This window comes from Streptomyces sp. NPDC032091, assembly GCF_055580265.1.
The window spans coordinates 42,986-69,128 of record NZ_JBVILR010000035.1 but is presented as its reverse complement, the minus strand read 5'-3'; the positions used below and the strand labels follow the sequence as shown (position 1 = coordinate 69,128).

The following is a 26,143-nucleotide window of genomic DNA, read 5'->3' as shown; positions in this document are numbered from 1 at the left end:
TTCCCCCAGCTACCGCTGGGAGGTGCCCCCAGGTGCCGTGCATCGGCGCCTTGGCGGGGCGCCGCCGTACTGGACGTACTTGGCGCCCCGCCAAGGCGGCGAGGTGCGGTGCCGGGCGGCGCGGGCCAGGCAAGATCCGGAAGAGACGGCCTAGCCGCCGATGCCGCGCAGGGCCATCGTGACGGCGGTGGCGGTGATCACGGCGGGGTCCTCGGCGGCGCCCAGCTCGATCCGGCGCGCCGCGGCGTCCACGACGCCCTGGAGCAGCATCGCGGACAGCCGGGGCTCCGGGCGGCCGAGGGCCTCCAGCGCCTCGACGATCATCGCGACCAGGCCGCCGTGCGCGGCGCGGATCATCTCCCGCGCGCCTGCGTCCAGCTCGCCGGCGGAGATCGCCACCACCGCGCGGTGCCGGCGGTCGCCCACCAGCTCCAGCTGGCTGCGCACGTACGCCTCGACCTTCGCCTCGGGTGTCTGCGCGGCCTCCATCGCCGCCTCGATCTCGGCGGCCCAGACGGGGAAGTCCACCGCGCACAGCTCTTCGACGACGGCGGCGCGGGACTTGAAGTACTCGTACACGGAGGACCGGGCGAGGCCGGTCCGCTCCGCGAGGGCGGGGAAGGTCAGGGCCTCGGTCCCGCCTTCCGACAGCAGGGAACGCGCCGCGTCCAACAGGGCGCCGCGCTGCATCGACCGGTGCTCGGCCACGGAGGCCGCTCGAATCCTGGGCACGTCACCACTGTACGGAGGGTGCGCAAGCTCCGGCGGCCCCTTGCGGCCGGGGGGCGGCTCAGCGGCCGACGTCGGCGAGCTTGGCGCGCAGCTGGAGCACGGACTTGGTGTGGATCTGGCTGACCCGGCTCTCGGTGACGCCGAGGACGTTGCCGATCTCGGCGAGGGTGAGGCCCTCGTAGTAGTAGAGGGTCACCACGGTCTTCTCCCGCTCGGGGAGGGTGTTGATGGCGCGGGCGAGGAGCCGGCGCAGTTCCCGGTCCTCGGCCACCTCCACCGGGTCGTCGGCGGCGGTGTCCTCCAGGGTGTCCATCAGGGAAAGGCGGTCGCCGCCCTCCCCGCCGACGTGCAGCAGCTCCTCCAGGGCGACCACGTTGGCGAGGGACAACTGGCTGAAGACGGTGTGCAGTTCCTCCACCCCGATGCCCATCTCCCCCGCGACCTCGCCCTCGGTCGGGGTGCGCCGCAGCTGGGCCTCCAGCGTGGCGTAGGCGCGCTCCACGGCGCGGGCCTTCTGGCGGACGGAGCGCGGGATCCAGTCCAGCGCCCGCAGCTCGTCGATCATGGCGCCGCGAATCCGGGTGATCGCGTACGTCTCGAACTTGATGGACCGCTCGATGTCGAACTTCTCGATGGCGTCGATCAGTCCGAAGACCCCGGAGGAGACGAAGTCGGCCTGTTCCACGTTGGGCGGGAGACCGACGCTGACCCGGCCCGCCACGTATTTGACCAGCGGCGAGTAGTGCAGGATCAGCTGCTCCCGCAGCCGTTCGTCACCGGAGTCCTTGTATGAGCGCCAGAGCAGCTCCAGGGACGAGGGCTCGGCGGACCGCACGCTGCCACGGGCAGCGGGTGGCACCGAAGCGCGGTCGGACCCTGAGGTGTGCTGGGGCATGCTTCGCCTTTGCCGGAGCGGGATTCCTTGGGAGCGTAGCGTGACGGAGACGTCGCGGTGCGCGAAGAGTACGGGATGGCGCAGGGGCACAGGGGCGTCCGCACTCGCGGGGGCGGCCCGGGACCGGTGCCTCGCGCACGGCCCGGGCGGTCGCCTCGGGAAAGACCGCGTCTCTCATCGCCGTCACTCTTTCACCGGAACGCCCCAGGTCAACGACCGCCTCGCCGGACGGCTCCGGATTACGCCTCCCCCTTCGGTGCGTGTCGGGTCAACCGCCAGGCGTCGCCCTGCCGTTCGACGAACCCCAGAGAGTGAAGTTCGTACAGTCTGCCGATGACTTCATCGGTGCCGGTGACCGCGGCGAGGGAGATCTCCTCGACATCGGCGGGCCGGCCGGCGGGGAGCGCTTCGAGGACCCGCGCGGCCGCGGGGTCCAGCAGGTCCCGGGCGAGGACGGGTCCGCGCCGGACAGGCGCCAGCTCGCCCATGGCGCCGACGAGTTCGACCACCTCGGCGGCGTCGGTGACCAGGACGGCCTCGCCCCGCAGCAGCTCGTGCACCCCGGCGGAGAGGCCGCTGGTGGCGGGGCCGGGGACGCCCATCGTCAGGCGGCCCAGCCGCTGGGCGCGGCGGGCGGTGACGAGGGAGCCGCTGCGCTGGGCGGCCTCGACCACGACGGTGCCGCGGGTGAGGGCGGCGATGACCCGGTTGCGCAGGACGAACCGGCTGGGGGTGGGGTGGCTGCCGGGCGGCAGTTCGCCCAGTACCAGCCCCTGGCGGGCGATCCGGCCGAGCAGTCCGGCGTGGCCGCGCGGGTAGACCGTGTCCACCCCGCACGCGAGGACCGCGGCCGTGGCACCGCCGGAGGCGAGGGCCCCGCGGTGGGCGGCGCCGTCGATCCCGTACGCCGCTCCGGACACCACCACCCAGCCCCGCTCGGCGAGCCCGGCGGCCAGGGTCTGCGCCATGTGGGCCCCGTACGGGGTGCAGGCGCGGGCCCCGACCACGGCGACGGAGCGCAGGGCCCAGGTCCGCAGGTTCGGCCGGCCCCGCAGCCAGAGCCCCACGGGCCGGGCGTCGCCGAGGTCGTCGAGCTGGCTCGGCCACTCCGCGGAGCCCGGGCAGACGAACCGGACGCCCGCCGCCGCGGCCCGTTCGAGGTCGTGCCCGGGTTCCGCGAGCGCCGCCCGCCTGCGGTACCCGGCGAGCCGCTCGGCGCCCACGCCGCTCAGCGGCCCGGGCTCCGCGTCGGCCGCGGCACCGCCGAGGAGTTCCATCAGGGCGGCGGGGCCGAGTTCGCGCAGCCAGCGCCCGCCGTGCTCGTCCCCCGGCTCCAGGACCCGGGTCAGCGCGGCCCGGGCCAGGAAGGCGGGGTCCGGCGGCCCGGCGGCGGTCATGACCCGGCCCCCATGGCCAGTACCGCCCCGCGGGCGATCCCGGTGCGCAGCTCCAGCGCGACGGCCGCGTCCAGCACCTCGGGACGGTCGCGGCCGCGCAGGTCGGCCACGGTCCAGGCGACCCGCAGCACCCGGTCCAGCCCCCGGGCGGTGAGCAGCCCGCGCTCCATCTCCCGCTCGGCCTGCGCCAGGGCGCCGGGGCCGGCCGGCCACCGGGTGCGCAGCTCGTGCCCGGGCACCTCCGCGTTGAGCCGCCAGGGGGTGCCGGCGTACCGTGCGGCGGCCCGCTCCCGGGCCTCGCGCACCCGCTCCGCGACGGCCGCCGTCGTTTCACCCCGGCCTCCCCGGCCCAGCAGGTCGGAGCGGGTGACCGGCTCGGCCTCCACCCTGAGGTCGACCCGGTCCAGCAGCGGGCCCGACAGCCGTCCCTGGTAGCGCCGGATCACCGAGGACGGGCATTCGCAGCCCGCCCCGCCCAGGGTGTGCCGCCCGCAGGGGCACGGATTGGCCGCGAGGACCATCAGGAAACGGGCGGGCAGCCGCACCACCCCGGCGGCCCTGGCGATGACCACGTGGCCCGATTCGAGGGGCTGGCGCAGGGCGTCGAGCACCTTCGCGCTGAACTCGGCCGCCTCGTCGAGGAACAGCACCCCCCGGTGGGCCAGGGAGACCGCCCCGGGACGGGGGATGCCGGCCCCGCCGCCCACCAGGGCCTGCATGGTCGCCGAGTGGTGCGGGGCGCAGTACGGGGGCCGCGGGACCAGCGGTTCGCCCGGCGGGAGGATTCCCGCGACCGAGTGGACGGCCGTCACCTCCAGTGACTCCTGGCGGGTGAGCGGCGGCAGGATCCAGGGCAGCCGCTCGGCGAGCATCGTCTTGCCGGCGCCCGGGGGCCCGCTGAGGAAGAGGTGGTGGCCGCCCGAGGCGGCGACCTCCAGGGCCCGGCGGGCTCCGTGCTGGCCGGCCACGTCGGCGAGGTCGGGGAAGTCCGGGGCCTCCGCACCCCGGGCCAGGCCCGTACCGAGCCCGGCGCCCGGCAGGACCAGCCCGGCCAGCATCGGGTCCGGGCGGCCCTGCCCGTCCGGCGGGTCCTCCTCGGGGACCGGCGCGTCGGTCAGGACGGCGATCAGCTGCCGCAGGCTGCGCACGCCCAGCACCGACACCTCGGGGACCAGGGACGCCTCGGCGGCGCACTGCTCGGGCACCACCACCTGCCGGTACCCGGCCTCGGCCGCGGCGACCACGGCCGGCAGGATCCCGCGGACCGGGCGCACCCGACCGTCCAGGCCCAGCTCCCCGATGAGCACGAGGTCGGCGATCTCCCCCGGGTCGACCACCTCGGCGGCCCCCAGGACGGCCGCCGCCACGGCCAGGTCGAAATGGGCCCCGGACTTCGGTACGGAGGCCGGGCTGAGTCCGACCGTGAGCTTCTTCTGCGGCCAGGGGGCGCCCGAGTTCGCCACCGCCGCCCGGACCCGGTCCCGGCTCTCGACCAGGGTCTTGTCGGGCAGTCCCACCAGGGTGAAGGCCGCCACTCCCGGCTCCAGGTCGGCCTGGACCTCCACCACCACGCCCTCGACGCCCACCAGGGCCACCGAGCAGGCCCGCGCGAACCCCATCAGGCCACCCCCCTGACGTGTTCCACCACGGGCGCGCCGCGCCTCGGCAGCAGGACTCCGACCAGATCGATGCGCACCCCGCCCGGCGGCGGTCCGCCGTGGTCGGCGAGCCAGCGCCCGGCCAGCCGGCGCAGCCGGTCGGCCTTCCCGGCCCGGACGGCGGCCATGGGGTGCTCGAAGCCCCCGGCCCGGCGCGTCTTGACCTCGCACACGACGAGGGCGTCCCCGTCCCGCGCGACGATGTCGATCTCCCCGCCCCGGCACCGCCAGTTCCGGGCGATCACCGTCATCCCCGACTCGCTGAGCCGCCGCACGGCGAGCTCCTCGCCGTACCGGCCCAATGCCTGTCGTGCCACGCCCTTCGCGTCCATCCGGCACCACCTCCGGTACCGAAGATCCCGCGTCCCGGCCCATCGAGTGGATCTTGGTGGACAACCCGGGCGTTGTGGATACCGCGCTCACCCGTGCGGGTGAGAGGGCGGATCCCCTCCGGGGGCCCGTCGGACCCGTCGGGTCCGGCCGGCTCAGGCGCCCGGCAGTTCGAGGTCGCTCTTGTTGAGCTCCTCGATGTTCACGTCCTTGAAGGTCAGCACCCGCACCTGCTTGACGAAGCGGGCGGGCCGGTACATGTCCCAGACCCAGGCGTCGGCCATCGTGACCTCGAAGAACACCTCCCCCTGGACCGAGTGCACCTGCATCTCGTAGTCATTGGTGAGGTAGAAACGGCGTTCCGTCTCGATCACGTACTTGAACAGCCCGACGACGTCGCGGTACTCCCGATAGAGCTTCAGCTCCATCTCGGTCTCGTACTTTTCGAGGTCCTCGGCGCTCATGGCATGTTCCCCTTCAGCCGTGCGTCCCCCTATTGTGCGCCAGCGCCGTGCGCCCCTAAACGATTTCCGGGGGCAGGACCACCGGAGCGTCCGGGGGACCGTCGTCGAGCAGCGTCCTCAGCAGCCCGGCGAGCTTGGTCGGGTACACCGTCTCACGGGCCGTGAGAAGTTCCTCGGAGGTCCACCATCTCGCCCCCGCGACGCTGCGCCGCTCCAGCTCGGTGAGCCCGCCCATCACGGTCTCCGTCCGGGTGGTCCGGGCCAGGAAGTACCACTCGTCCTGCTCCCAGCGCCTGCCGTCGAAGGGGAAGGAGCAGTAGCGGTGCCACAGCACGGGACCGAGCTCCACCTCGGTGATCCCGGTCTCCTCCGCGAGCTCGCGCAGCGCGGCCTGCTCACGGGTCTCGTCGCCCTCCAGCCCGCCGCCCGGGGTGAACCACCAGTCGTCACGGGGATCGCCCGGCTCGAAGCCGTGCAGCAGCAGGATCCGGTCCGCGGGGTCCAGCAGGATCACCCGGGACACCTTCCGCGGACGCTCCGCGCCCCGCTCAGCGGCCACCGGAGCGCCCCCGCGCCCGCCCCCGGCCCAGCACCCGGGCGACCGGCCCGTAGGCGGCCCCCAGGACGACCAGGGCGGCTCCCGCCACCACCGCCGCCACCTGGAGCCGCAGCGGACCCGCCTGCGAGGTCCCGCCGGGAAGGGCGGCGAAGGTCTGCGGCCGGTCCAGCATCCTCGTGTTCGGCCAGGCCAGCGCATCGACGCGGGCCACCACCGCCGAGCGGGGCACGGTGCCCTGGCCGGCGTCCTGGAGGTGCGCCCGCGAGTCCAGGGAGCCGGAGCGCCGGTCGCCCATCAGGAAGAGGTTGCCCTCGGGGACGGTCACCTCGAAGGAGGTCGTCCCGGCGGCCAGCGCGTCGCGCCCGGCCTGGTCGACGTACGGCTCCTCAAGGGGCTTGCCGTTCACGGTCAGCCTGCCGCCCTGGCCGCAGCAGGCGACGGTGTCGCCGCCGACGGCCACGACCCGCTTGACCATCGGCGAGTCGCTCCACTGGGCGTCCTTGAAGACGACCACGTCGCCGCGGCGCACCTCCGCGCCGCCGATCCGCTCCGCCAGCACCCGGTCGCCGGGCTGGACGGTGGGGACCATGGAATTCGTCGGCACCGTGTAGGGCTGGTACACCAGCGCCCCCCAGACGAAGCCGCCGAGGAAGAGCGCGAAGCCGATGGCCACGGCGATGCCCGACAACGTGTTGCCGAGACCGCCGCGGCCGGCTCTGCCGCTCGCGCGTATTGCCTGAGTTCCGCCCATTGGTGCGCCCCCATACCCGGAGATGGCCGCCACCAGGCGGCGGCCGGCCTGGGCGGCACCCTACCGGGCGGTAGTGCCCTTGGTCAGCCTCCGCCGGCGCCACAGGACGAGGGGCACCGCGCCCACCAGCCCCAGCGCCGCCGGGTTGACCCCGGCCGAGCCGGGTCCGGAGGCCTGCGGCGAGTGCAGCGGGGCCGGGAGCTGCTTGTCGATGCCCTTCTGGTCGAAGGTGTCCGGGACCGGCAGGGTGGCCCAGCGCGTCACCGGCCAGGCGATGACCACGGCCCGCCCGACGACGTCGTCGACCGGCACGAAGCCCTGGGTGGAGTCCTGCATGTGGTAGCGGGAGTCCTGGGAGTCCTGGCGGTGGTCGCCCATCACCCAGATCTTGCCCTTGGGCACGGTGAGCGGTCCGAACGGCTTGTCGTCGCAGGGGGTGTTGCCGGGGAAGATGTACGGCTCGTCCAGCGGCTTGCCGTTGACGATGACGGGCCCGCCCTGCTTGCACTCCACGGTGTCCCCGCCGATGGCGATGGTCCGCTTGATCAGGTCCTTCTCCTCGGCGGACGGCATCAGGCCGATCCAGCTGAGGACCTTCTGCACGACGTTGGGCTCGGGGGTGACCTCCCCCGCCAGCCACTGCGCGGGGTCGTGGAACACGACGACCTCGCCGCGCTCGGGCTCCGAGCCGAACCACGGGGTCAGCTTGTCCACGAGCACCCGGTCACCGCGCTGCAGGGTGTTCTGCATCGAGTCGGACGGGATCGAGAACGCCTGGACCAGGAAGGTCTTGATCAGCAGGGCCAGCACCAGGGCGATACCGATGAGGAGCGGGAGCTCCTTCCAGAAGGAACGGTGCTGCTGCTCCTCGGCGCCCGCCTCGTCGGTCTCGTGCGTGACGGCATCCTCCGGCCGCTCCTCGCCCTCATCGCGTCCGGATCGAGCGCCTACCGCCACATCCCCCACATCCACTCCTCACTCGGAAAACCACCGCCCGTGCCGGAACAGGAACGGGCCCTCCCCTCCCTTAACGAGCGGGAGTTCCCTAGGGCGCGGGAGACCGGGAACACACTATGCGAACGCGGTGCCCCGACGGCGCCGGCCGGGCCGCTGCCGCCGCCCGGAACGGACCGGATCCGGAACGTCGAGGAAGGTCGCGGGCTGTTCCAGCCGGCGCCAGTGGCCGAACGGCCAGGCGATCACCACCGCCTGTCCCACCACGCCCTTCTCGTCGATCGTGCCCTCGAACGCCTCGTCGAGGTGGTAGCGGGAATCGGCCGAATTGGCGCGGTGGTCGCCCATCACGAAGAGCCGCCCGGCGGGTACGCGCACCTCGAAGGGGATGTCCGAGGGGGAGTTCCCGGGTGACACGTAAGGCTCATCGAGCGGACGGCCGTTGACGGTCACCCGCCCCCGGTTGTCGCAGCAGGCCACGGTGTCGCCGCCGATGCCGATGACCCGCTTGATCAGGTCCTGCTCGTCGGCCGAGGGCAGCAGGCCGATGAAGGTGAGGGTCTGTTTGACCTGCTTCACGCCGGCCGGGTCCCGGGCGGGCCGCGCCGCCTCGCCCTTGAGCCATCCTCCGGGGTCCTTGAAGACGACGACGTCGCCCCGCTCGACCTTGGAGCCGAACCACGGCGTCAGCTTGTCCACCAGCACCCGGTCGCCGATCCGGATCGTCTGCTCCATCGAGCCGGACGGGATGAAGAACGCCTGGACCAGGAAGGTCTTGAGCACCAGGGCGATGCACAGGGCCACCGCCACCAGCAGCGGGAGCTCGCCGGCCCGCCGGGTGCGACGGCGCCGCCGCACCTTGCGCGCCATCCGGCGCCGCTGGGCCCGGCCGCCCTCCGCCGGCTCCGGCGGCCGCCCCCGGCTACCCATGCGGGCCCCCGGCCGCGGCCGTCCCGGGCAGCGAGCCCCAGCGGGACGCCGGCCAGCCGATCCAGTCGGCCCGCCCGATCACCTTCTCCACCGGGACCATCCCCCCGCCGGGCTCCCCCAGGTGGTCACGGGAGTCACGCGACTGGGAACGGTGGTCCCCCATGACCCACAGGGTCCCCAGCGGGACGACGATCCGGAAGGGCACCTCCGAGGGCGTGTCGCCCGGGTACAGGTACGGCTCCTCGACGGGGACCCCGTTGACCCGGATCCGGCCGCCCGCGTCGCAGCAGACCACGTCGTCCCCGCCGACGCCCACGACCCGCTTCACGAAGTCGGTGTCCGAAGGCTCCGCCAGCCCCAGCGCCGAGGCGGCGCCGTGCAGGGCGTCGCCGACGGGGTTGCCCCGGGCGGGCTCCCGCACGAAGGACCCGGTGCCGTCGAAGACCACCACGTCCCCCCGCCGCGGCGTGGAGCCGAAACGGTACGCCAGCTTGTCCACCAGGATCCGGTCGCCGACCCGCAGCGTCGGCTCCATGGAGCGGCTCGGGATCAGGAAGGGCTGGACCACGAAATTGCTGATCAGCAGAAGGAAGACCGCGCAGACCACGCCCAGCGCCCCGGCCCGCCGCCAGGGGGTGCCGAGGAGGCGGCGCGCCCCGGAAAAAGCAGAACGCGGCCGCCCCTCCCCCTGCTCGGGGGAGGAGTGGCCGCGCTGTGTGAGCTCTGCTTCGGTGTCCATCGGGGTGGAGCCTATCCGGCCTTCCCGTGGACCCGGAGAGGAGATCAGCGGTCGCGCTTCTCCTTGATCTTCGCGGCCTTGCCGCGGAGCTCACGGAGGAAGTACAGCTTGGCGCGACGCACGTCACCGCGGGTGACGAGCTCGATCTTCTCGAAGATCGGGGAGTGGACCGGGAAGGTACGCTCCACGCCGACGCTGAAGGAGACCTTGCGGACCGTGAAGGTCTCCGAGACGCCGGAGCCCTGGCGGCGGATGACAACACCCTTGAACTGCTGGATACGGGAGCGGTTGCCCTCGATCACGCGGACGTGCACGTTGATCGTGTCACCCGGGCGGAAGGCCGGGACGTCCGTACGCAGGGAGGAGGCGTTGACGCCATCGAGCAGGTGAGACATGAGTTCGTCTGCTTTCTTCGCACGACGCCACAGGTCGCCGGTGCGGATTTTCCGGAGAGAATTCGAGAGCCGTGTCACCCGTCGCACGACGGTCCCCCTGTGGCAGGGGCGCACGCGAGCACACAACAGCCGCCTATTCTTCCACGACCTCCGGCCTGCGCCAAAATCGGCCGTCTCCGGACGGTTTCCAGCCCAGGATGCTCAGGATCTCGCGGTCCTTCTTGTCGAAGGCGGAGGCCTCGCAGCGCTCGATCAGGTCGGGGCGGTTCCGCGCGGTGCGGCGGAACGCCTCGTCCCGGCGCCAGCGGGCGATCTTCCCGTGGTGGCCGCTGAGCAGCACCTCGGGGATCTCCCGCCCGCGCCACTGCGGGGGCTTGGTGTAGACGGGGCCCTCCAGCAGGTTGGCCATCTCCCCGGGGGCGAACGAGTCGTCGCGGTGGGATTCGGCGTTGCCGAGCACCCCGGGCAGCAGCCGGGCCACGGCCTCGGTGACGACCAGGACGGCCGCCTCGCCGCCCGCCAGCACGTAGTCGCCGATGGAGACCTCGTAGACCGGCATGCGCGTGGCGTACTCGTCCATGACGCGGCGGTCGATGCCCTCGTACCGGGCCGGCGTGAAGATCAGCCACGGGCGCTCGGAGAGCTCGACGGCCAGTTCCTGCGTGAAGGGCCGGCCGCTGGGGGTGGGGACGACCATGACGGGGCCGTGCGCGCCGGACTCGTAGCCGTCGGCCAGGGACGCGTCCAGGGCCTCGCCCCACGGCTCGGTCTTCATGACCATGCCGGGGCCGCCCCCGTACGGGGTGTCGTCGACCGTGTTGTGCCGGTCGTACGTCCAGTCCCGCAGGTCGTGCACGTGCACGTCCAGCTGCCCGCGGGCCCGCGCCTTGCCGACGAGGGAGACGTTCAGGGGCTCCAGGTACTCGGGGAAGATCGTGACGACGTCGAGCCGCATCAGGCGTCGTCCCCGGCCTCGGCGTCCCCGGCCCCGGCCCCGGCCGCGGCCTCGGCGTCACGCGCGGAGGCGATCTCGGCCTGGTCGTCGATCAGCCCCGGCGGCGGGGTGATGACGCAGCGCTGCTCCTCCAGGTCGATCTCGGCGACGATCTCCTCCACGAAGGGGATCATGACCTCCGAGCCGTCCGGACGCTCGACGATGAACAGGTCCTGCGAGGGCAGGTGGGAGATCTCGGTGATCCGGCCGATCTCGGTGCCGTCCTCCAGCACCACGTCCAGGTCCATCAGCTGGTGGTCGTAGTACTCGTCCTCCTCCTCGGGCAGCTCCGTGGGGTCCACGTCCGCGATGAGGAGGATGTTGCGCAGCGCCTCGGCGGCGGTGCGGTCCTTGACCCCCGCGAACCGCAGCATGAGCCGGCCGCTGTGCACCCGGCCCGTCTCGATGGTCAGCGGGCCCGCCGACGCCGGGTCGGTGCGGAGGACCGCGCCGGGCGAGAGTCGCAGCTCCGGCTCGTCGGTCCGCACCTCGACGGTGACCTCACCCTTGATCCCGTGGGCGCGGCCGACCCGCGCGACTACCAGCTCCACAACTCTCTCCTGTTCAGACGACGACGGGCCGGGGCGGGCACGTATGCCCTCCCCGGCCCGTGCCGGTGATTCAACTGCTCAGCGGACCTGGTCCACGTCGACGAGGTCGACGCGGATCCCCCGCCCGCCGATGGCGCCCACGACGGTACGCAGTGCACGTGCGGTGCGGCCGTTGCGGCCGATCACCTTCCCGAGGTCCTCGGGGTGCACCCGAACCTCAAGCACCTGTCCGCGGCGCAGGTTGCGCGAGGCGACCTGCACGTCGTCGGGGTTGTCCACAATGCCCTTTACGAGGTGCTCAAGAGCCTCCTCGAGCATGCTCAGGCCTCGGTCGACTCGGCGGCGGCGTCAGCCTCGTCCGCCTTCTTGTCGGCCTTCTTCTTCTGCGTGATGGCCTCGCCCTTGGCCTCGCCGATGCCCTCAAGGGCCTTGGCGAACTCGTCGAAGGAGCGACGCTTGTCTTCCTTCGTCGCCGGCTGCAGCAGCGGCGCGGGGGCCGGGAGGCCCTTGTGCGCCTGCCAGTCACCGGTGAGCTTCAGGATGGCGAGAACGGCGTCGGTGGGCTGGGCGCCCACGGAGAGCCAGTACTGCGCGCGCTCGGCGTTGACCTCGATGCGCGAGGGGTTGTACGTCGGCTGGTAGATGCCGATCTCCTCGATCGCGCGGCCGTCCCGGCGGGTGCGGGCGTCGGCGACGACGATGCGGTAGTGAGGGGAGCGGATCTTACCGAGGCGCTTGAGCTTGATCTTGACTGCCACTGGAGTGGTGTCTCCTGAACTTGACGTGGTTGGGCACTTGAGATGCCACGTGGGGTTGCGGTACTCGGGTGCCCGATGGACGCGTCAGCCGGAGGAGAGAGGGGTCCTATGCGACTGTCGAGTACAGCTGCCCATTGTGCCACATGCCCGCAGCACCTCCGAGCGGGGAGGATCATCACTCCGCCCGCCGGAGGCGCGACGTCAGGACGCCGCCGCGGTGGCGACCTCGGGGATGCGGAACGGCTTCATGCAGCCGCCGCACACGATCGGCGCCTGCGCCAGCACGGAGGGGACCACCCGCACGTTGCGGCCGCAGTCGCAGACCGCCTTGACGCGTACGCCGCCGCCGGAGGAGCCGTGCCGCGCGGCCGGTCCGCGGAAGCTGCGCTTGGTGTCGGCGGCCGTGGCGGCCGTGTGCGCCTTGAGGGCGCGCTGGAGCCGCTCGATGGTGGGCCGGTAGCGCTTCTTGGCCTCGGGGTTGAGGAAGACCAGGGAGAACCCGCTGCTGGCGTGCGGCTCCTCGGAGTGGTCCAGCCCCATCTCCTCGGCGATCGCGAGGAATCTGCGGTTGTGGTAGCGGCCCGCTCGCGAGGTGTCACGGACCCCGCGGGCGGCCGCGATGCCGTGGACTGCCTCGTGCAGCAGTCGCTCGAAGGAGAGCTCGGCGCCACAGGCGGACGAGGACTCTCCGATCAGGGACTCGGGCGCGGCAAGGTCAGGCAGCTCGGGGTGGTACCGCTGAATGTCGGCCCACGCCTGCGCCAGCTCTGCGGCGAGAACAGGTGGTGTCGTGCTCACGTCGTGACAACGAGCCGGGGTGCCCCGGTGTTCCGATTCCGGGCCATTCCAAATTTTTTGCACGTACCAGTCAGTTCAGTCTCATGCGTCCCGACGAGGACGGGTGCGCCGATCCCAGGAGGAGTCGGTACGTAACGCCGACCGAAAAAACCAGCCCCCGGCATGCGGCCGAAACCGCGCGCCGGGGGCGTGGAAGGGGAACTCAGTAGGAGCGCGCGACGATCGCGAGCGTACCGGGGGCGTCGTCCGCCTCCGGAACGGACCCGTCCTCGGCGATCAGGCAGCGGACGGTCACGGCCTGCTCGCCGAGCTTGGCCTCGCCCTCCGGGCCCAGGACGCTCCACGGGATCCGCGCCCAGCCGCCGGCGAGGGCGGCCTCGGCGGCCTCCTCGATGGTGGCCACGTCGGTCGTACGGGAGATGCGGCGCTCGCGGGACTCGCGCAGCAGCTGGGCCTGGTCCTCGTCGAGCACCTTGGGCAGCAGGTCGGCCAGCGCGTCGATCCGCACCGGCTCCTTCCCGCCGGGGATCCGGCGGGCCAGCATGGCCGTGCCGTTCTCCAGGTCGCGGGGGCCGATCTCGATGCGGACCGGTACGCCCTTGAGCTCCCAGTCCACGGCGCGGCGGCCGAAGGGGGTGTCGACGCGGTCGTCCACGTGGACGCGCAGGCCGGCCGCCTTCAGCTGCGCACCGAGCTCGCGGACCTTGGCCACGGCCTCGTCGCCCTTGATCGCCATGACGACGACCTGGACGTGCGCCAGGCGCGGCGGGACGCGCAGGCCGTTGTCGTCGCCGTGGGACATGATCAGACCGCCGACCATACGGGTGGAAACGCCCCACGAGGTCTGCCAGACCAGCTCCTGCTGCCCCTCCTTGGAGAGGTAGGAGGTGTTGAAGGCCTTGGCGAAGTTGGTGCCGAGCTCGTGGCTCGTGCCCATCTGGAGGGCCTTGCCGTCGCCCATCATGCCCTCGAGGGTGAGGGTGTTGATGGCGCCGGCGAAGCGCTCCTTGGGGGTCTTGCGGCCGAGCACGACGTCGATGCCGAGCACGTTGGTCATGAAGTCGCCGTACACGTTCCGGTGGATGTGCGCGGCGTAGTCGCGGGCGTCCTCGTACGTGGCGTGGGCGGTGTGGCCCTCCTGCCAGAGGAACTCGCTCGTACGGAGGAACACGCGGGGGCGCATCTCCCAGCGGACGACGTTGGCCCACTGGTTGATCAGGAGGGGCAGGTCGCGGTAGCTCTGGACCCACTTGGAGAAGTAGTCGTTGATGATCGTCTCGGAGGTGGGCCGGACGACGACCGGCTCTTCCAGCTCCTTGCCGCCGCCGTGCGTGACGACCGCGAGCTCGGGGGCGAAGCCCTCGACGTGCTCGGCCTCCCTGGTCAGGTACGACTGCGGGATGAACAGCGGGAAGTAGGCGTTCTGGGCACCCGCGTCCTTGATGCGGGCGTCCATCTCCTGCTGCATCCGCTCCCACAGGCCGTAGCCGTACGGCCGGATGACCATGGTGCCGCGGACCGGACCGTTGTCGGCCAGCTCGGCCTTGTTGATCAGATCCTGGTACCAGCGGGGGAAATCCTCCGCCTGCGGGGTGAGAACGGGTGCCTTTGCCATGGCGCGAATGGTACGGCGCCGGGCCCCGGATGCGTGAATCGGGTGGCGCACTCCTCTGGACGCGGGGGCCGATGGGGAGTTCTCTGGCAACGGGGGCAAGGGGGCGAGACGGAATCAGGAGCGCTCTTTCGATGACACCGACGCCGACGGCGACGCTCGTCGCCCGGGACTGGGCGGAGATCCAGGAACGGATGCTGGTACCGCTGTACGAGGCGGTCTACGACCGGCTGGAGGTCGGGCCGGGCACCCGGCTGCTGGGCCTCGACTGCGGGGCCGGGCTGCCCCTGCTGCTGGCCGCCGGGCGGGGCGCCGCCGCCACGGGCGTGGAGGCGGACCCGGCCCGGCGGGCGCTGGCCCGGGAGCGGCTGCTGGAGGTGGTGGCCGCTCCCCCGGTGCCCGCGGCCCGCCCCTACGACGTGCTGCTGGCCTTCGAGCCCGGCCCGGATGCCCTGGCGGCGGCCCTGCCGTCGGTGCGGCGGGGCGGTGCGGTGGTGCTGGCCGGCTGGGGGCCGGCGGAGCGGTGCACGGTGCCGGCGGTGCTGGGCGGCGGGCCGGTGGTGCGGGACCTGGACGCGGTGGCGGAGGGCGCCGGGCTGGTGCCGGACGGGTCGGGGCGGGTGTTCTGCCCGTTCGGGTACGCCGACGCGGACAGCGCCGTACGGGGGCTGCTGTCGACCGGGCTGTACCCCGTCGCCGGGACCGGGTCGGGGCCGTGCGGGGCGGCGGACCCGGCGCTGGCGGAGAAGGAGCTCGCGGAGGCCCTTCACCCGTACGAGCGGGCCGACGGCGCCGTCTGGCTGCCGAACATCCTCCGGTACGTCATCGCCCGGGTGGCGTAGCGCCGCGCCGCGCGCCGGCGCTCACCGCGTGCCGTGGTCCTTGGCGAGGCGGGGGACGCCGGCCGCCTCGTACGCCGCGTGCTCGTCCAGGGTCTCGGCGGCGAGGAGGGCCTCCGCCAGGGCGTCGAGTTTCGGACGGTGCTCGACGAGCAGGCGGCAGGCCTCCTCGTAGCACTCGTCGACGATCCGGCGCATCTCGTGGTCCACGGCGTCGAGGGTGGCGGGGGCGGCGGTCAGGCCGTACGGGCCCTGGCCGTCGGACGGGATGGCGGTCAGCCGGCCGACGCGCTCGCTCATGCCCCAGCGGCCGACCATCCCGCGGACGATGTTGGTGACCTGTTCGAGGTCGCTCTCGGCGCCCGTGGTGATCACGTCGTAGACGACGTGTTCGGCGGCCATGCCCCCGAGCGCGCCGATGATGCGGCCGCGCAGGTAGGGCTCGGTGTAGGCGTAGCGGTCCGCGTCGGGGGTGGAGAGGGTGACGCCGAGCGCGCGGCCGCGGGGCACGATGGTGATCTTGCGTACGGGGTCGGCGCCCGGCTGGAGCATGCCGAGCAGGGCGTGGCCGCTCTCGTGGTAGGCCGTGCGGCGGCGCTCCTCCTGCGGCATCACGAGGGGGCGCTCGGCGCCCAGCTGGACCTTCTCCAGGGCGTCGGAGAGGTCGGCCTGGGTGACCGCGTCCTGTCGGCGCTTGACGGCCAGCAGGGCGGCCTCGTTGGCGAGGTTGGCGAGTTCGGCGCCGGTCATGCCGGGGGTCGTTCGGGCCACCTGGGCCAGGTCCACGCCGGCCGCGAGGGGGATGTCGCGGGTGTGGATGCGCAGGATGGCCTCGCGGCCCGCCTTGTCGGGCGGGGAGACGGCGACCGTGCGGTCGAAGCGGCCGGGGCGGGTCAGGGCGGGGTCGAGGACGTCGGCGCGGTTGGTGGCGGCGAGGACGACGACGCCTTCGGAGCCGGAGAAGCCGTCCATCTCGGTGAGGATCTGGTTGAGGGTCTGCTCGCGCTCGTCGTGGCCGCCCATGGCGGCGGAGCCGCCGCGGACCCGCCCGATGGTGTCGATCTCGTCGATGAAGATGATCGCCGGGGCCACCTTGCGGGCCTCGGTGAAGAGCTCGCGCACCCGGGAGGCGCCGACGCCGACGATCATCTCGATGAACTCGGAGGCGGACGCCGAGAAGAACGGCACCCCGGCCTCGCCCGCGACGGCGCGGGCGAGCAGGGTCTTGCCGGTTCCGGGCGCCCCGGCGAGCAGGACGCCGCCGGGCATGCGGGCGCCCAGCCGGCGGTACTGCTCGGGGTTCTTCAGGAAGTCCACGACGTCGCTGAGCTCGCCCTCGACCTCGTCGATGCCGGCCACGTCGTCGAAGGTGGTGCGCTTGGCGCCCTCCAGTTCGACGGGTTTGGGCGGAGCCTTGCGGCCGAACCCGGCGGCCCCGCCCAGGGCGGAGCCCATCCGACGGGCGATGAGCAGCCACAGGGCCACGATCAGCAGCATCGGGGCGAGGGAGATCAGCAGGTTGGCGAGGAAGCTGCGCTGTTCGACGACCGGGGAGGCGGTGACGGTGACGCCCTTGGAGGTGAGTCCGGTCCACAGCTGGTCATCGGCGAAGGCGGGGCGCTGGGTGACGAACTTGCGGTAGTCGCCGTGGCCGCCGGGGACGGGCTGCTTGTTCTTGAGCTCGCCCTGGATGGCGTCGCCCTTGGAGTAGATCTTCTCGACGTTGCCGTCGGCGACCTGTTTGCTGAACTCGGTGTACGAGACGGTCGGCCCGTCGCCCTCGTTGAAGAAGGACAGCACGACGTTGGTGATCAGGTAGACGATCAGGGCGGCGAGGATCAGCCCGCGCCAGCCGCCGGGCGGCTTCCTGCGGGGCGGGGGGCTGGGCGGGGCGCCCTCGGAGCGCCAGGGGGTGTCGGCCCGGTCGCGCGGCGGTACGGGGGTGGGGCTGGGCACGGGGGCGCCTCCTTATGCCGTCCTCCCGGCCGACCATAAGGGACAAACCGAGCCCTTGCCCGCGCAGCGGAAGGCCCCGCCGTGCGTGCACGACGGGGCCTTCGCGGTGCGGCCGCTGCTTCACGACGGCTACTTCATGAACTTCTTGAACTCGTCCGGCAGGTCGAAGTCCTGGCCGGGCTGGCCGCCGCCTGCCGGGAGGCCGAACGGGTTGCCGCCGGCGGCGGGGAGGCCGGGCTGGGGACCCTGCTCGCGCCGGGCCGCCGCCGCGGCCTCCTCTTCCTTGCGCTTCATCGGGTTGCCGCTCTTGCGCTTGCCCTTGGCCTGCTTGACCTGCTTCTTCTGCCGGCCGGGGCCGCCGCCCATCCCCGGGATGCCGGGCATGCCGGGCATGCCGCCGCCCTGGGCCATGCGGGACATCATCTTGCGGGCGTCGAAGAAGCGCTCGACGAGGTTCTTGACCGCGCTGACCTCGACGCCGGAGCCCTTGGCGATACGGGCGCGGCGGGAGCCGTTGATGATCGTCGGGTCCTGGCGCTCGGCCGGGGTCATCGACTTGATGATCGCGGCGGTGCGGTCCACGTCGCGCTCGTCGATGTTGTTGATCTGTTCCTTGATCTGGCCCATGCCCGGCAGCATGCCGAGGAGCTTGGAGATGGAGCCCATCTTGCGGACCTGCTCCATCTGGGCCAGGAAGTCGTCGAGCGTGAACTCCTTGGGGCCCTTGGCGAGCTTGGCCGCCATCTTCTCGGCCTCGGCCTGCGAGAAGGTCTTCTCGGCCTGCTCGATGAGGGTGAGCATGTCACCCATGTCGAGGATCCGGCCCGCCATGCGGTCCGGGTGGAAGGCGTCGAAGTCGTCGAGCTTCTCGCCGTTCGAGGCGAACATGATCTGCTTGCCGGTGACGTGCGCGATGGAGAGCGCGGCACCGCCGCGGGCGTCGCCGTCGAGCTTGGAGAGCACCACGCCGTCGAAGCCGACGCCGTCGCGGAAGGCCTCCGCGGTGTTGACCGCGTCCTGGCCGATCATGGCGTCGACGACGAAGAGGATCTCGTCGGGGCTGACGGCGTCGCGGATGTCCGCGGCCTGCTGCATCAGCTCGGCGTCGATGCCGAGGCGGCCGGCGGTGTCGACGATGACGATGTCGTACTGCTTGGTGCGGGCGTACTCGATCGAGTCCTTCGCCACCTGGACCGGGTCGCCGACGCCGTTGCCGGGGGCGGGCGCGTAGACGGCCACGCCGGCGCGCTCGGCGACCACGCTGAGCTGGTTGACGGCGTTGGGGCGCTGGAGGTCGCAGGCGACGAGGAGCGGGGAGTGGCCCTGGCCCTTGAGCCAGAGGCCGAGCTTTCCGGCGAGGGTGGTCTTACCGGCACCCTGGAGACCGGCCAGCATGATCACGGTCGGCGCGGTCTTGGCGAACCGGAGGCGGCGGGTCTCGCCGCCGAGGATGGAGACCAGCTCGTCGTTGACGATCTTCAGGACCTGCTGGCCGGGGTTCAGCGCCTTGCTGACCTCCTCGCCGCGGGCCCGTTCCTTGACGTTCGCGATGAAGGAGCGGACCACGGGGAGGGCGACGTCGGCCTCAAGGAGGGCGATACGGATTTCCCGCGCCGCAGCGTCGATGTCCTGCTCGGAGAGGCGGCCTTTGCCCCGGAGGGACTTGAAGGTCGCGCTGAGGCGGTCGGAAAGCGTATCGAACACGGTGGTCGCGATTCCTCGGGTCGGGGGCGTGATGGTCGCCCCCCAGGGTATCCGGCCCCGCCGCTCCCCGGGGGCGGGGTCACGGGCCCGCTGCGCGAACCCGTCTCCCCGCCCCGCGCGGCGGCTACGTCAGGGCCGACTGGATCCGGGCGGCGACGGTGGCGGCCGCCGGCGGCGGCAGGGGTTTTCCGTCGGGGTCGACGACGTAGACCGTGTCCACCGCGTTCGCCCCCAGGGTGGAGACGTGGGCGCTGCGGACCCGGACCCCCGCCGACTCCAGGGCGCGCCCGATCCGGTGCAGAAGACCGACGGCGTCCGGCGCGCGGACCTCCAGGACGGTGGCCAGCGGCGAGACGTCGGGGACCACCGTGACGCGGGGTGGCGGGGGGACGACCCCCCGCCGGCGCGGGTACGCCGCCTCGCGGTCGGCCAGCTTCGCGGGGACGTCGAGCAAGCCGTCCAGCGCCCGCACCAGATCCGTGCGCAGCCGGGCCGCCTCCGGCAGCGCCCCGTACTGGGCGGCCACCCGCCACCGCAGCACCAGCACCTCGCCCAGGTGGTCCGGCAGCTCCAGGAACCGCAGGTCCGCCGCCCGCACCGTGAGCCGGTGCAGCGCCAGCACCCCGGACACCGCCGGGAGCACCCCGGGCTGGTCCGGGACGGCCACGACCAGCTCGACCCCGACGGCGTCGTCCTCCTCCTGCCGGGTGTGCAGCGCGAGGACCGGCTCCCCGGTGCGCAGTGCCTCCAGGGCCAGGCGCTCCTGCTCGGCGGTGGGCCGTTCCGGTTCGGGGTCGGCGGGCGGGGCCCCGCTCAGCACGGCGGCGACGCGCCGCACCAGGTCGGCCACCAGGGAGCCGCGCCAGGTGCTCCAGGCCGCGGGCCCGGTGGCCAGGGCGTCGGCCTCGGTGAGGGCGTGGAGGATCTCCAGGGTGCCGGTGGAGCCGACGGCCCGGGCCACCGCGGTGATGGTCGCCGGGTCGTCCAGGTCCCGCCGGGTCGCGGTGTCCACCAGCAGCAGGTGGTGGCGTACGAGGGTGCCCAGCACGGCGGTGTCCTCGGCGTCGAAGCCGACCCGGGCGGCCATGTCGCGGGCGATGGTCTCGCCGACGACGGAGTGGTCGCCGGGCCAGCCCTTGCCGATGTCGTGCAGCAGGGCCGCCATCAGCAGCAGGTCGGGCCGGCCGACCCGGCGGGTCAGCGCGGAGGCCCGTACGGCCGTCTCGATCAGGTGCCGGTCCACGGTCCAGGTGTGCACGGGGTTGTGCTGGGGCCGACAGCGCACCCGCTCCCAGTCGGGCAGCAGCCTGCTGATCAGCCCCTCGGCCTCCAGCGCCTCCCACACGGCCACCATCGGCTCCCCCGCGCCCAGCAGGGTCAGCAGCTGCTCCCGCGCCTCGGCCGGCCACGGCACGGGCAGCGGCCGGCCCTGCGCGGCGAGCCGGCGTACGGCGTGCAGCGAGACGGGCAGCCCGGCCTGCGCGGCGGCGGCCCCCAGCCGCAGGGGCAGCACGGGGTCCCGTTCCGGCCGGGCGGCGAGCGCCAGTACGGCCTCCCCCTCGGCCTCCACCACCCCCTCGGCCAGCGGCGCCCGCTCGGCGGCGGCGGCCGCGCCCCGGGTGCCCAGCAGCCCCCGCAGCCTGGGCCGGGCGGCGCGGGCCCGCAGGACCCGTCCGACCTCCCGCCAGGTGACGTCGCCCGCGTAGGCGACCACCCGGGCGGCCTCGTACACCTCGCGCAGCAGCGCGTCCGCGTCGAGCAGCCCCAGCCGGGCGGCGACCTGGGCCTGCTCCTGGAGGGAGAGGCGGTCGGTGGCCCGGCCGGTGACCAGGTGCAGCGCGTCCCGCGCGTCCAGCAGCCGGCGCCGGGCCCCGTCGAGGCCCTCGCGCGGGGCGTCGGCCAGCCAGGACGCGGCGACGGCGCGCAGGGCGGTGGCGTCCCGGATCCCGCCGCGCGCCTCCTTGAGGTCGGGTTCCAGCAGGAACCGCAGCTCCCCGGCCCGTTCGGCGCGCTCCCGGCACAGGGCGTGCAGCTCGGGCAGCCGTTTGGGGGCCTGGTTGCGCCAGTCGGCGAGCACCGAGGTGCGCAGTCCGGCGAGGAGTCCGGCGTCGCCCGCGACGAGCCGGGCGTCGAGCAGCCCGAGGTGGGCCTTGAGGTCCTCGGCGGCGACCTTGCGGGCTTCGGCGGGCGTGCGCACGGAGTGGTCGAGGGCGACCCCGGTGTCCCAGACGGGGTACCAGAGGCGGTCGGCGAGGGCGCCGAGGGCCTGGGTGCGGGCCTTGCCGTCGTGGAGCAGCAGCAGGTCCAGGTCGCTGCGGGGGGAGAGTTCCCCGCGTCCGTAGCCGCCGACGGCGACGAGGGCCGCGCCGCGTACGCCGGTGTCCTGCGCTGCGGTCGCGAACAGGCCGGTGAGCCACCGGTCGGTCAGGGCGGAGAGGGCGGAACGCCGGGACGGCCCGGACCGCGGCTCCTCCTGGAGGAGTCGCAGCCGGGCCTCGGCGTATCCGCCGGGTTCCGGGCCGGTGGGGTCCTGCGCGGTCGCTTCGACGCTCGTCACCGGGGGCTCCCGTCGTCTAGAGGGCGTCGGCGCCGCGCTCGCCGGTGCGGACCCGGACGACCGAGTCCACGGGGACGCTCCACACCTTGCCGTCGCCGATCTTCTCGGTGCGGGCGGCGCTGACGATGACGTTGACGAGTTCGTCGGCCTCGTCGTCGTCGGCGAGGACCTCGATGCGGATCTTCGGTACGAGGTCGACGGTGTACTCGGCGCCGCGGTAGACCTCGGTGTGGCCGCGCTGGCGGCCGTACCCGCTGGCCTCGGAGACGGTCAGGCCCTGGACCCCGAAGGCCTGGAGGGCTTCCTTGATGTCGTCGAGCTTGTAGGGCTTGACGATCGCGGTGATCAGCTTCATGCGTCGACCTTCTTGTTGGCGGCGGCCGCGGGGGCGTGGGAGGCGGCGGGGCGGGTGGAGAGCCCGCCGCCGGCGCCGCTGAAGTCGTAGGCGGTCTCGGCGTGCTCGGCCTGGTCGATGCCGGAGACCTCCACGTCCTCGGCTACCCGCATCCCGATGGTCTTGTCCAGGAGGAAGGCCATGATCGCCGATACGACGAGGGAGTAGGCGAGGACGGAGAAGACTCCGACGGCCTGCTTGCCGAGCTGGTCGAACCCGCCCCCGTAGAAGAGGCCCTTGGCGTCGGACTGGACGCCGCCGGTGGCGAAGAGGCCGACGAGGAGGGAACCCGCCACGCCGCCGACGAGGTGGACGCCGACCACGTCGAGGGAGTCGTCGTAGCCGAACCGGTACTTGAGGCCGACGGCCATGGCGCAGAGCACGCCGGCGATGGCGCCGACGGCGATCGCGCCGAGCGGGCTGACGGATCCGCCCGCGGGGGTGATGGCGACGAGGCCCGCGACCGCGCCGGAGGCGGCGCCGAGGGTGGTGAAGGAGCCGTGGCGCAGCTTCTCGTAGCCGAGCCAGGCGAGCATGGCGGCGGCGGTGGCGACCTGGGTGTTGACGAACATCACGGCGCCTACGCCGTCGTCGTTGCCGAGCCAGGATCCGGCGTTGAAGCCGAACCAGCCGAACCACAGCAGGCCGGCGCCGAGCATCACCAGGGGGAGGCTGTGCGGGCGCATCGGGTCCTTCTTGAAGCCGACGCGCTTGCCGATGACCAGGATGACGCCGAGGGCGGCGGCGCCGGCGTTGATGTGGACGGCGGTGCCGCCGGCGAAGTCGATGACGCCAAGCTTGAAGAGCCAGCCGCCGGTGCCCCACACCCAGTGGGCGACGGGGAAGTAGACGACGCTGACCCACAGGGCGGTGAAGAGCACCCAGGCGCTGAACTTGACGCGGTCGGCGAGGGCGCCGCTGATCAGGGCGGGGGTGATGACCGCGAACATCAGCTGGAAGACGGCGAAGACGTAGACGGGGATGGTGTAGCCGTCCCACAGCTCGGTGAGGCCGATGCCGCTGAGGCCGACGTAGTCGGAGTTCCAGCCGATCACCGAGCCGGCATCGGTGCCGAAGGCGAGGCTGAAGCCGTAGAGCACCCACAGGATCGTGACGATCCCGAGGCTGACGAAGCTCATCATCAGCATGTTGAGGCTGCTCTTGACGCGGACCATGCCTCCGTAGAAGAAGGCGAGTCCCGGGGTCATCAGCATGACCAGGGCGGAGCAGATGAGCATGAACCCGGTGTTCGCTGCAGACAGGGTGGGTGCGTCTGCAGCGAGGGTCGTGATGGCTGATGCCATCGGCGTCTCCTCGTCGTCGGTACGTTCGCGTGCGGGCGATCGTGGGGTACCTGAGCGGCGGCGTAAGGTCTGGCCGGTTATTGGCCCTGAGGTTCGCGCAGGCCGGTTTCCGGCGGCGCCGCTCGGTGTTTCGCTCCGATGACGAAGAGGTCGGGCGTGTTACGCCTGCATGAACCGGTGAGGTGGGGGTCCGGTCCGTGTCAGGTGAGGGTCAGGCGGGGGTGGGGCGCACGTCAGGGGCGGGCCCGGGCCCCGGGGCGGCTCAGACGGCCTCGGCGGCCTCGGGGAGGCGGGAGGCGAGGAGGTCGGTCAGCCGGACCACCTCGGCGACGTCGCCGTATTCACGGGCGGCGATGTCGACGGTCTTGCGCAGCCGGGTGTTCACCCGTTCGGAGCGCACCTTTCGCGCCACGTCGAGGGCCTGGTCGACGAGGACGGTCGCCTGCTCGGGTTCGCGCTGGAGCAGGTGGACGGTGGCCATGCCGATGAGGTTGAGGGCGTAGGAGCGCTGGTGCTCCCCGTCCTTGGCGAAGAGCTCGACGGCCCGTTCCATGACGGGTTCGGCGAGGGAGGCGTACGTGGGGCTGCGGCCGGCGACGTAGGCCAGGTCCCGGTAGGAGTGGGAGTTCTCGCCGTTGAGTTCGGCCTCGGAGAAGAAGCGGATCCAGTCGGGTTCCGGTTCGCCGCCGAAGCCGACGTCGCCGAAGGTGTCCTCGGCCATGCGCACGGCCCGCTTGCAGCGGCTGGGCTGGCCCATGTTGGCGTAGGCGCGGGCCTCCATGGCGTAGAGCATGGCCTGGGTGCGGGGTCCGGCGCAGTCGCGGCTGCCGTACTGGGCGAGGTGGATGAGTTCCAGGGCGTCCTCGGGGCGGCCGAGGTGGATCATCTGGCGGCTCATGCCGGAGAGGATGTACGAGCCCAGCGGCTTGTCCCCGGCCTCCTTCGCGGCGTGCAGCGCGAGGACGAAGTACTTCTGGGCGGTGGGGTGCAGGCCGATGTCGTAGCTCATCCACCCGGCGAGTTCGGCGAGTTCGGCGGCCACCTTGAAGAGCCTCTTCATGGCGGGGGCCGGGTGGTTCTCCTGGAGCAGGTCGGTGACCTCGTGGAGCTGTCCGACGACGGCCTTGCGGCGCAGTCCGCCGCCGCACTGGGCGTCCCACTGGCGGAACATCACGGTGGTGGCTTCGAGGAGGTCGAGCTCGGGGTCGGAGAGGCGGGCCGGCCGGTAGCCGGAGGGGGCTCCCGGCCGCCCGCCGGCGTCGCGCGCCGCGGGGTCGGCGGCCGGGGCGGGGACGAGCCAGCGCTGCATGGGCTCGATGAGGGCGGGTCCGGCGGAGAGGGCGAGGGAGGTGCCGAGGAAGCCGCGGCGGGCCAGCATGAGGTCGCTGCGGGAGAACTCGCTGAGCAGTTCCACGGTCTGCGGGCCCGCCCAGGGCAGGTCGACGCCGGAGACGGAGGGGGTCTGGTGGGCGCTGCGCAGGCCGAGCTGTTCGATGGCGACGACGGCGCCGAACCGTTCGGAGAAGAGCTCCGAGAGGATCCGCGGCACGGGCTCGCGGGGCTGTTCGCCGTCGAGCCAGCGGCGGACGCGGGAGGTGTCGGTGCTGATGTGGTGGGCGCCCATCTGGCGGGCCCGGCGGTTGACCTGGCGGGCGAGCTCGCCCTTGGACCAGCCGCTGCGGACGAACCACGAGGTCAGCTGTTCGTTGCGGTCGGCTGATTCCCCGCCCGTTCCGCTTGCGCCGCTGCCGCTCACTGGAACGCCCCCATCCGCATCGCCTCTTCACACGAAACCCTGGCCGGGGCGGCGCCTGCCGCCTGGGACCTTCACAGGTCCTCTACACATTGCCTCCGGCATACCCACGGATGAGCCTGCCTCACGGGTTCGTGCACCGAAAGTAATCCTACGATCACCCCGTGGGCGAGGTCGATTCCAGAAACGCCACCATTCGCCACCCCTTCGAATGAACTCGCCACCGGCCAGGCGCGATTCACTTGACAGGAAGGCGAAACGGAACGGTTGGACGGGAGCGCGCCCGGGGCGCGCGCGGCGGGGAGTGCGCCGGGCGGCCCTGGTGGAGGGCGTGCTCCACCCGGCTTCCGAGAGGTCTCGCCGACGTCGTAACCACCGGCGCGTCAGACCCGTTGGAGGGGGCATGGGCATGGGCTTCACGATCGGCGGCAGCCGCAGCACCAAGGAATTCCGTTCCGGCGTCCGGCGCCGCAGCCGCACCTCGGAGTGCACGGCGGTGGCGGAGTACACCGGCCTCTGGGGCTGGGACGCGGTCCCCGGGGCCCGCGCCGCGGCTCCGGCCCGCGACTGCTCCTGCGGTCATACGAACTGCCCCGCGCCGGGGGCGCATCCGCTGGACTTCGCTCCCACCGTCCCAGGCGGAGCCACCCTGGACGAGGTCGCGGAGATCTGGGGCGAGTACCCGGGCGCGGCGGTCCTGCTCCCGGTCGGCCGCTCCTTCGACGTCATCGAGGTCTCCGCGGAGGCGGGGCGGCGCGCCCTGGTCCGCATGGAGCGGATGGGCCTGCCCCTGGGCCCGGTGACCGTGACCCCCGACGACCGGGCGCAGTTCTTCGTGGCCCCCGGCGCCGCGGCCGAGCTGCCCGAGCTGCTCTACCGGATGGGCTGGGACGACGCGGACCTGGACCTGCGCGCCCTGGGCCACGGGGCCTTCCTGACCGCGCCGCCCTCCGACCGCGGGGGCCTCGGCCCGGCCGCCTGGCTGCGCCGGCCCGCCCTGGACCACGCGGGCGGGCCCCCGCAGGCCCGGCTGCTGCTGGGCACCCTCGCCTACACCTGCCACCGTTTCCGGCGCTGACGCCCCGGCCCGCGCGCCCGCACAGAGCAGTGCCCCCGCGT

General features: G+C 72.9%; 25 protein-coding genes and 1 pseudogene. 2 read left to right on the top strand and 24 right to left on the bottom strand.

What is annotated here, in order from left to right; genetic code table 11:
* Positions 1-150: 150 nt before the first annotated feature.
* From ACZ5NJ_RS35720 to proS, 18 genes and pseudogenes are all read right to left on the bottom strand, one after another.
* On the bottom strand, positions 151-708 hold the full coding sequence (locus ACZ5NJ_RS35720) for a TetR/AcrR family transcriptional regulator (RefSeq protein ID WP_468770645.1): 558 nt from the start codon (positions 706-708) through the stop codon (positions 151-153).
* Between the two features lie 82 nt (positions 709-790).
* A complete protein-coding gene (whiG, locus tag ACZ5NJ_RS35715; RefSeq protein WP_403905396.1) occupies positions 791-1,627 on the bottom strand; it encodes an RNA polymerase sigma factor WhiG in 837 nt (278 codons plus the stop codon).
* Positions 1,628-1,866: 239 nt separating this feature from the next.
* The gene (gene dprA, locus ACZ5NJ_RS35710; protein ID WP_468770638.1) at positions 1,867-3,024 is read right to left on the bottom strand and encodes a DNA-processing protein DprA; all 1,158 of its coding nucleotides are present in this window, start codon (positions 3,022-3,024) and stop codon (positions 1,867-1,869) included.
* Positions 3,021-4,643, bottom strand: coding sequence for a YifB family Mg chelatase-like AAA ATPase (locus tag ACZ5NJ_RS35705; RefSeq protein WP_468770636.1), 1,623 nt, complete (start codon positions 4,641-4,643; stop codon positions 3,021-3,023). Before ACZ5NJ_RS35705 ends, dprA begins: the two co-directional genes overlap by 4 nt.
* Positions 4,643-5,014, bottom strand: a complete 372-nt coding sequence (locus tag ACZ5NJ_RS35700; RefSeq protein WP_468770634.1) for a YraN family protein — start codon at positions 5,012-5,014, stop codon at positions 4,643-4,645. The genes ACZ5NJ_RS35705 and ACZ5NJ_RS35700 overlap by 1 nt, the downstream gene beginning before the upstream one ends.
* A 153-nt stretch (positions 5,015-5,167) precedes the next feature.
* Complete coding sequence (locus tag ACZ5NJ_RS35695; protein ID WP_468770632.1) at positions 5,168-5,476, bottom strand: DUF2469 domain-containing protein; 309 nt, start codon at positions 5,474-5,476, stop codon at positions 5,168-5,170.
* A 55-nt stretch (positions 5,477-5,531) separates the two neighbouring features.
* Positions 5,532-6,035, bottom strand: a complete 504-nt coding sequence (locus ACZ5NJ_RS35690; protein WP_468770631.1) for an NUDIX hydrolase — start codon at positions 6,033-6,035, stop codon at positions 5,532-5,534.
* The gene (lepB, locus tag ACZ5NJ_RS35685) at positions 6,025-6,786 is read right to left on the bottom strand and encodes a signal peptidase I (protein WP_468770629.1); all 762 of its coding nucleotides are present in this window, start codon (positions 6,784-6,786) and stop codon (positions 6,025-6,027) included. The genes ACZ5NJ_RS35690 and lepB (ACZ5NJ_RS35685) overlap by 11 nt, the downstream gene beginning before the upstream one ends.
* 60 nt (positions 6,787-6,846) lie before the next feature.
* Complete coding sequence (lepB, locus tag ACZ5NJ_RS35680) at positions 6,847-7,743, bottom strand: signal peptidase I (protein WP_468770627.1); 897 nt, start codon at positions 7,741-7,743, stop codon at positions 6,847-6,849.
* Positions 7,715-8,670: pseudogene (gene lepB / locus ACZ5NJ_RS35675) on the bottom strand (signal peptidase I); the annotation flags it as partial. The gene lepB (ACZ5NJ_RS35680) and the pseudogene lepB (ACZ5NJ_RS35675), both read right to left, overlap by 29 nt.
* Entirely contained in the window at positions 8,663-9,409 is a 747-nt protein-coding gene (gene lepB / locus ACZ5NJ_RS35670; RefSeq protein WP_468770625.1) for a signal peptidase I, read from the bottom strand. The gene lepB (ACZ5NJ_RS35670) and the pseudogene lepB (ACZ5NJ_RS35675), both read right to left, overlap by 8 nt.
* A 44-nt stretch (positions 9,410-9,453) precedes the next feature.
* Positions 9,454-9,804, bottom strand: a complete 351-nt coding sequence (rplS, locus tag ACZ5NJ_RS35665) for a 50S ribosomal protein L19 (RefSeq protein ID WP_384999317.1) — start codon at positions 9,802-9,804, stop codon at positions 9,454-9,456.
* A 133-nt stretch (positions 9,805-9,937) separates the two neighbouring features.
* The gene (gene trmD / locus ACZ5NJ_RS35660; RefSeq protein WP_468770623.1) at positions 9,938-10,759 is read right to left on the bottom strand and encodes a tRNA (guanosine(37)-N1)-methyltransferase TrmD; all 822 of its coding nucleotides are present in this window, start codon (positions 10,757-10,759) and stop codon (positions 9,938-9,940) included.
* The gene (gene rimM / locus ACZ5NJ_RS35655; RefSeq protein ID WP_468770622.1) at positions 10,759-11,349 is read right to left on the bottom strand and encodes a ribosome maturation factor RimM; all 591 of its coding nucleotides are present in this window, start codon (positions 11,347-11,349) and stop codon (positions 10,759-10,761) included. Before rimM ends, trmD begins: the two co-directional genes overlap by 1 nt.
* 78 nt (positions 11,350-11,427) lie before the next feature.
* Positions 11,428-11,667 (bottom strand): RNA-binding protein, encoded by a 240-nt coding sequence (locus tag ACZ5NJ_RS35650; protein ID WP_042810017.1) that lies wholly within the window; start codon positions 11,665-11,667, stop codon positions 11,428-11,430.
* Between the two features lie 2 nt (positions 11,668-11,669).
* Complete coding sequence (rpsP, locus tag ACZ5NJ_RS35645) at positions 11,670-12,107, bottom strand: 30S ribosomal protein S16 (RefSeq protein ID WP_042810018.1); 438 nt, start codon at positions 12,105-12,107, stop codon at positions 11,670-11,672.
* Between the two features lie 201 nt (positions 12,108-12,308).
* Complete coding sequence (locus ACZ5NJ_RS35640; RefSeq protein ID WP_366455174.1) at positions 12,309-12,905, bottom strand: hypothetical protein; 597 nt, start codon at positions 12,903-12,905, stop codon at positions 12,309-12,311.
* Positions 12,906-13,107: 202 nt separating this feature from the next.
* Positions 13,108-14,520: a proline--tRNA ligase gene (gene proS / locus ACZ5NJ_RS35635; protein WP_468770620.1), complete on the bottom strand. Its 1,413-nt coding sequence runs from the start codon at positions 14,518-14,520 to the stop codon at positions 13,108-13,110.
* A gap of 131 nt (positions 14,521-14,651) precedes the next feature.
* Between proS and ACZ5NJ_RS35630 the strand changes: the two genes are divergently transcribed.
* Positions 14,652-15,359 (top strand): methyltransferase type 11, encoded by a 708-nt coding sequence (locus ACZ5NJ_RS35630; protein WP_468770619.1) that lies wholly within the window; start codon positions 14,652-14,654, stop codon positions 15,357-15,359.
* A 21-nt stretch (positions 15,360-15,380) separates the two neighbouring features.
* On the opposite strand, the gene ftsH is transcribed toward ACZ5NJ_RS35630, so the two are convergent.
* The 6 genes from ftsH to nsdA all read right to left on the bottom strand — a co-directional run bounded on the left by ftsH (position 15,381) and on the right by nsdA (position 25,027).
* A complete protein-coding gene (gene ftsH / locus ACZ5NJ_RS35625) occupies positions 15,381-17,312 on the bottom strand; it encodes an ATP-dependent zinc metalloprotease FtsH (protein ID WP_468770618.1) in 1,932 nt (643 codons plus the stop codon).
* 129 nt (positions 17,313-17,441) lie between these two features.
* Positions 17,442-19,016 carry a signal recognition particle protein gene (ffh, locus tag ACZ5NJ_RS35620; protein ID WP_468770616.1) on the bottom strand — a complete coding sequence of 525 codons (1,575 nt, stop codon included), beginning with the start codon at positions 19,014-19,016 and terminating at the stop codon, positions 17,442-17,444.
* A gap of 124 nt (positions 19,017-19,140) precedes the next feature.
* Positions 19,141-21,573 (bottom strand): [protein-PII] uridylyltransferase, encoded by a 2,433-nt coding sequence (locus ACZ5NJ_RS35615; RefSeq protein ID WP_468770614.1) that lies wholly within the window; start codon positions 21,571-21,573, stop codon positions 19,141-19,143.
* 16 nt (positions 21,574-21,589) lie between these two features.
* Positions 21,590-21,928: a P-II family nitrogen regulator gene (locus ACZ5NJ_RS35610; protein WP_468770612.1), complete on the bottom strand. Its 339-nt coding sequence runs from the start codon at positions 21,926-21,928 to the stop codon at positions 21,590-21,592.
* The gene (locus tag ACZ5NJ_RS35605; protein WP_468770611.1) at positions 21,925-23,271 is read right to left on the bottom strand and encodes an ammonium transporter; all 1,347 of its coding nucleotides are present in this window, start codon (positions 23,269-23,271) and stop codon (positions 21,925-21,927) included. The genes ACZ5NJ_RS35610 and ACZ5NJ_RS35605 overlap by 4 nt, the downstream gene beginning before the upstream one ends.
* Before the next feature lie 262 nt (positions 23,272-23,533).
* Positions 23,534-25,027, bottom strand: a complete 1,494-nt coding sequence (gene nsdA / locus ACZ5NJ_RS35600) for a transcriptional repressor NsdA (RefSeq protein WP_468770609.1) — start codon at positions 25,025-25,027, stop codon at positions 23,534-23,536.
* Positions 25,028-25,433: 406 nt separating this feature from the next.
* Here nsdA and ACZ5NJ_RS35595 point away from each other — a divergent pair, with 406 nt between their 5' ends.
* Positions 25,434-26,102 carry a bifunctional DNA primase/polymerase gene (locus ACZ5NJ_RS35595; RefSeq protein ID WP_468770607.1) on the top strand — a complete coding sequence of 223 codons (669 nt, stop codon included), beginning with the start codon at positions 25,434-25,436 and terminating at the stop codon, positions 26,100-26,102.
* Positions 26,103-26,143 lie beyond the last annotated feature (41 nt).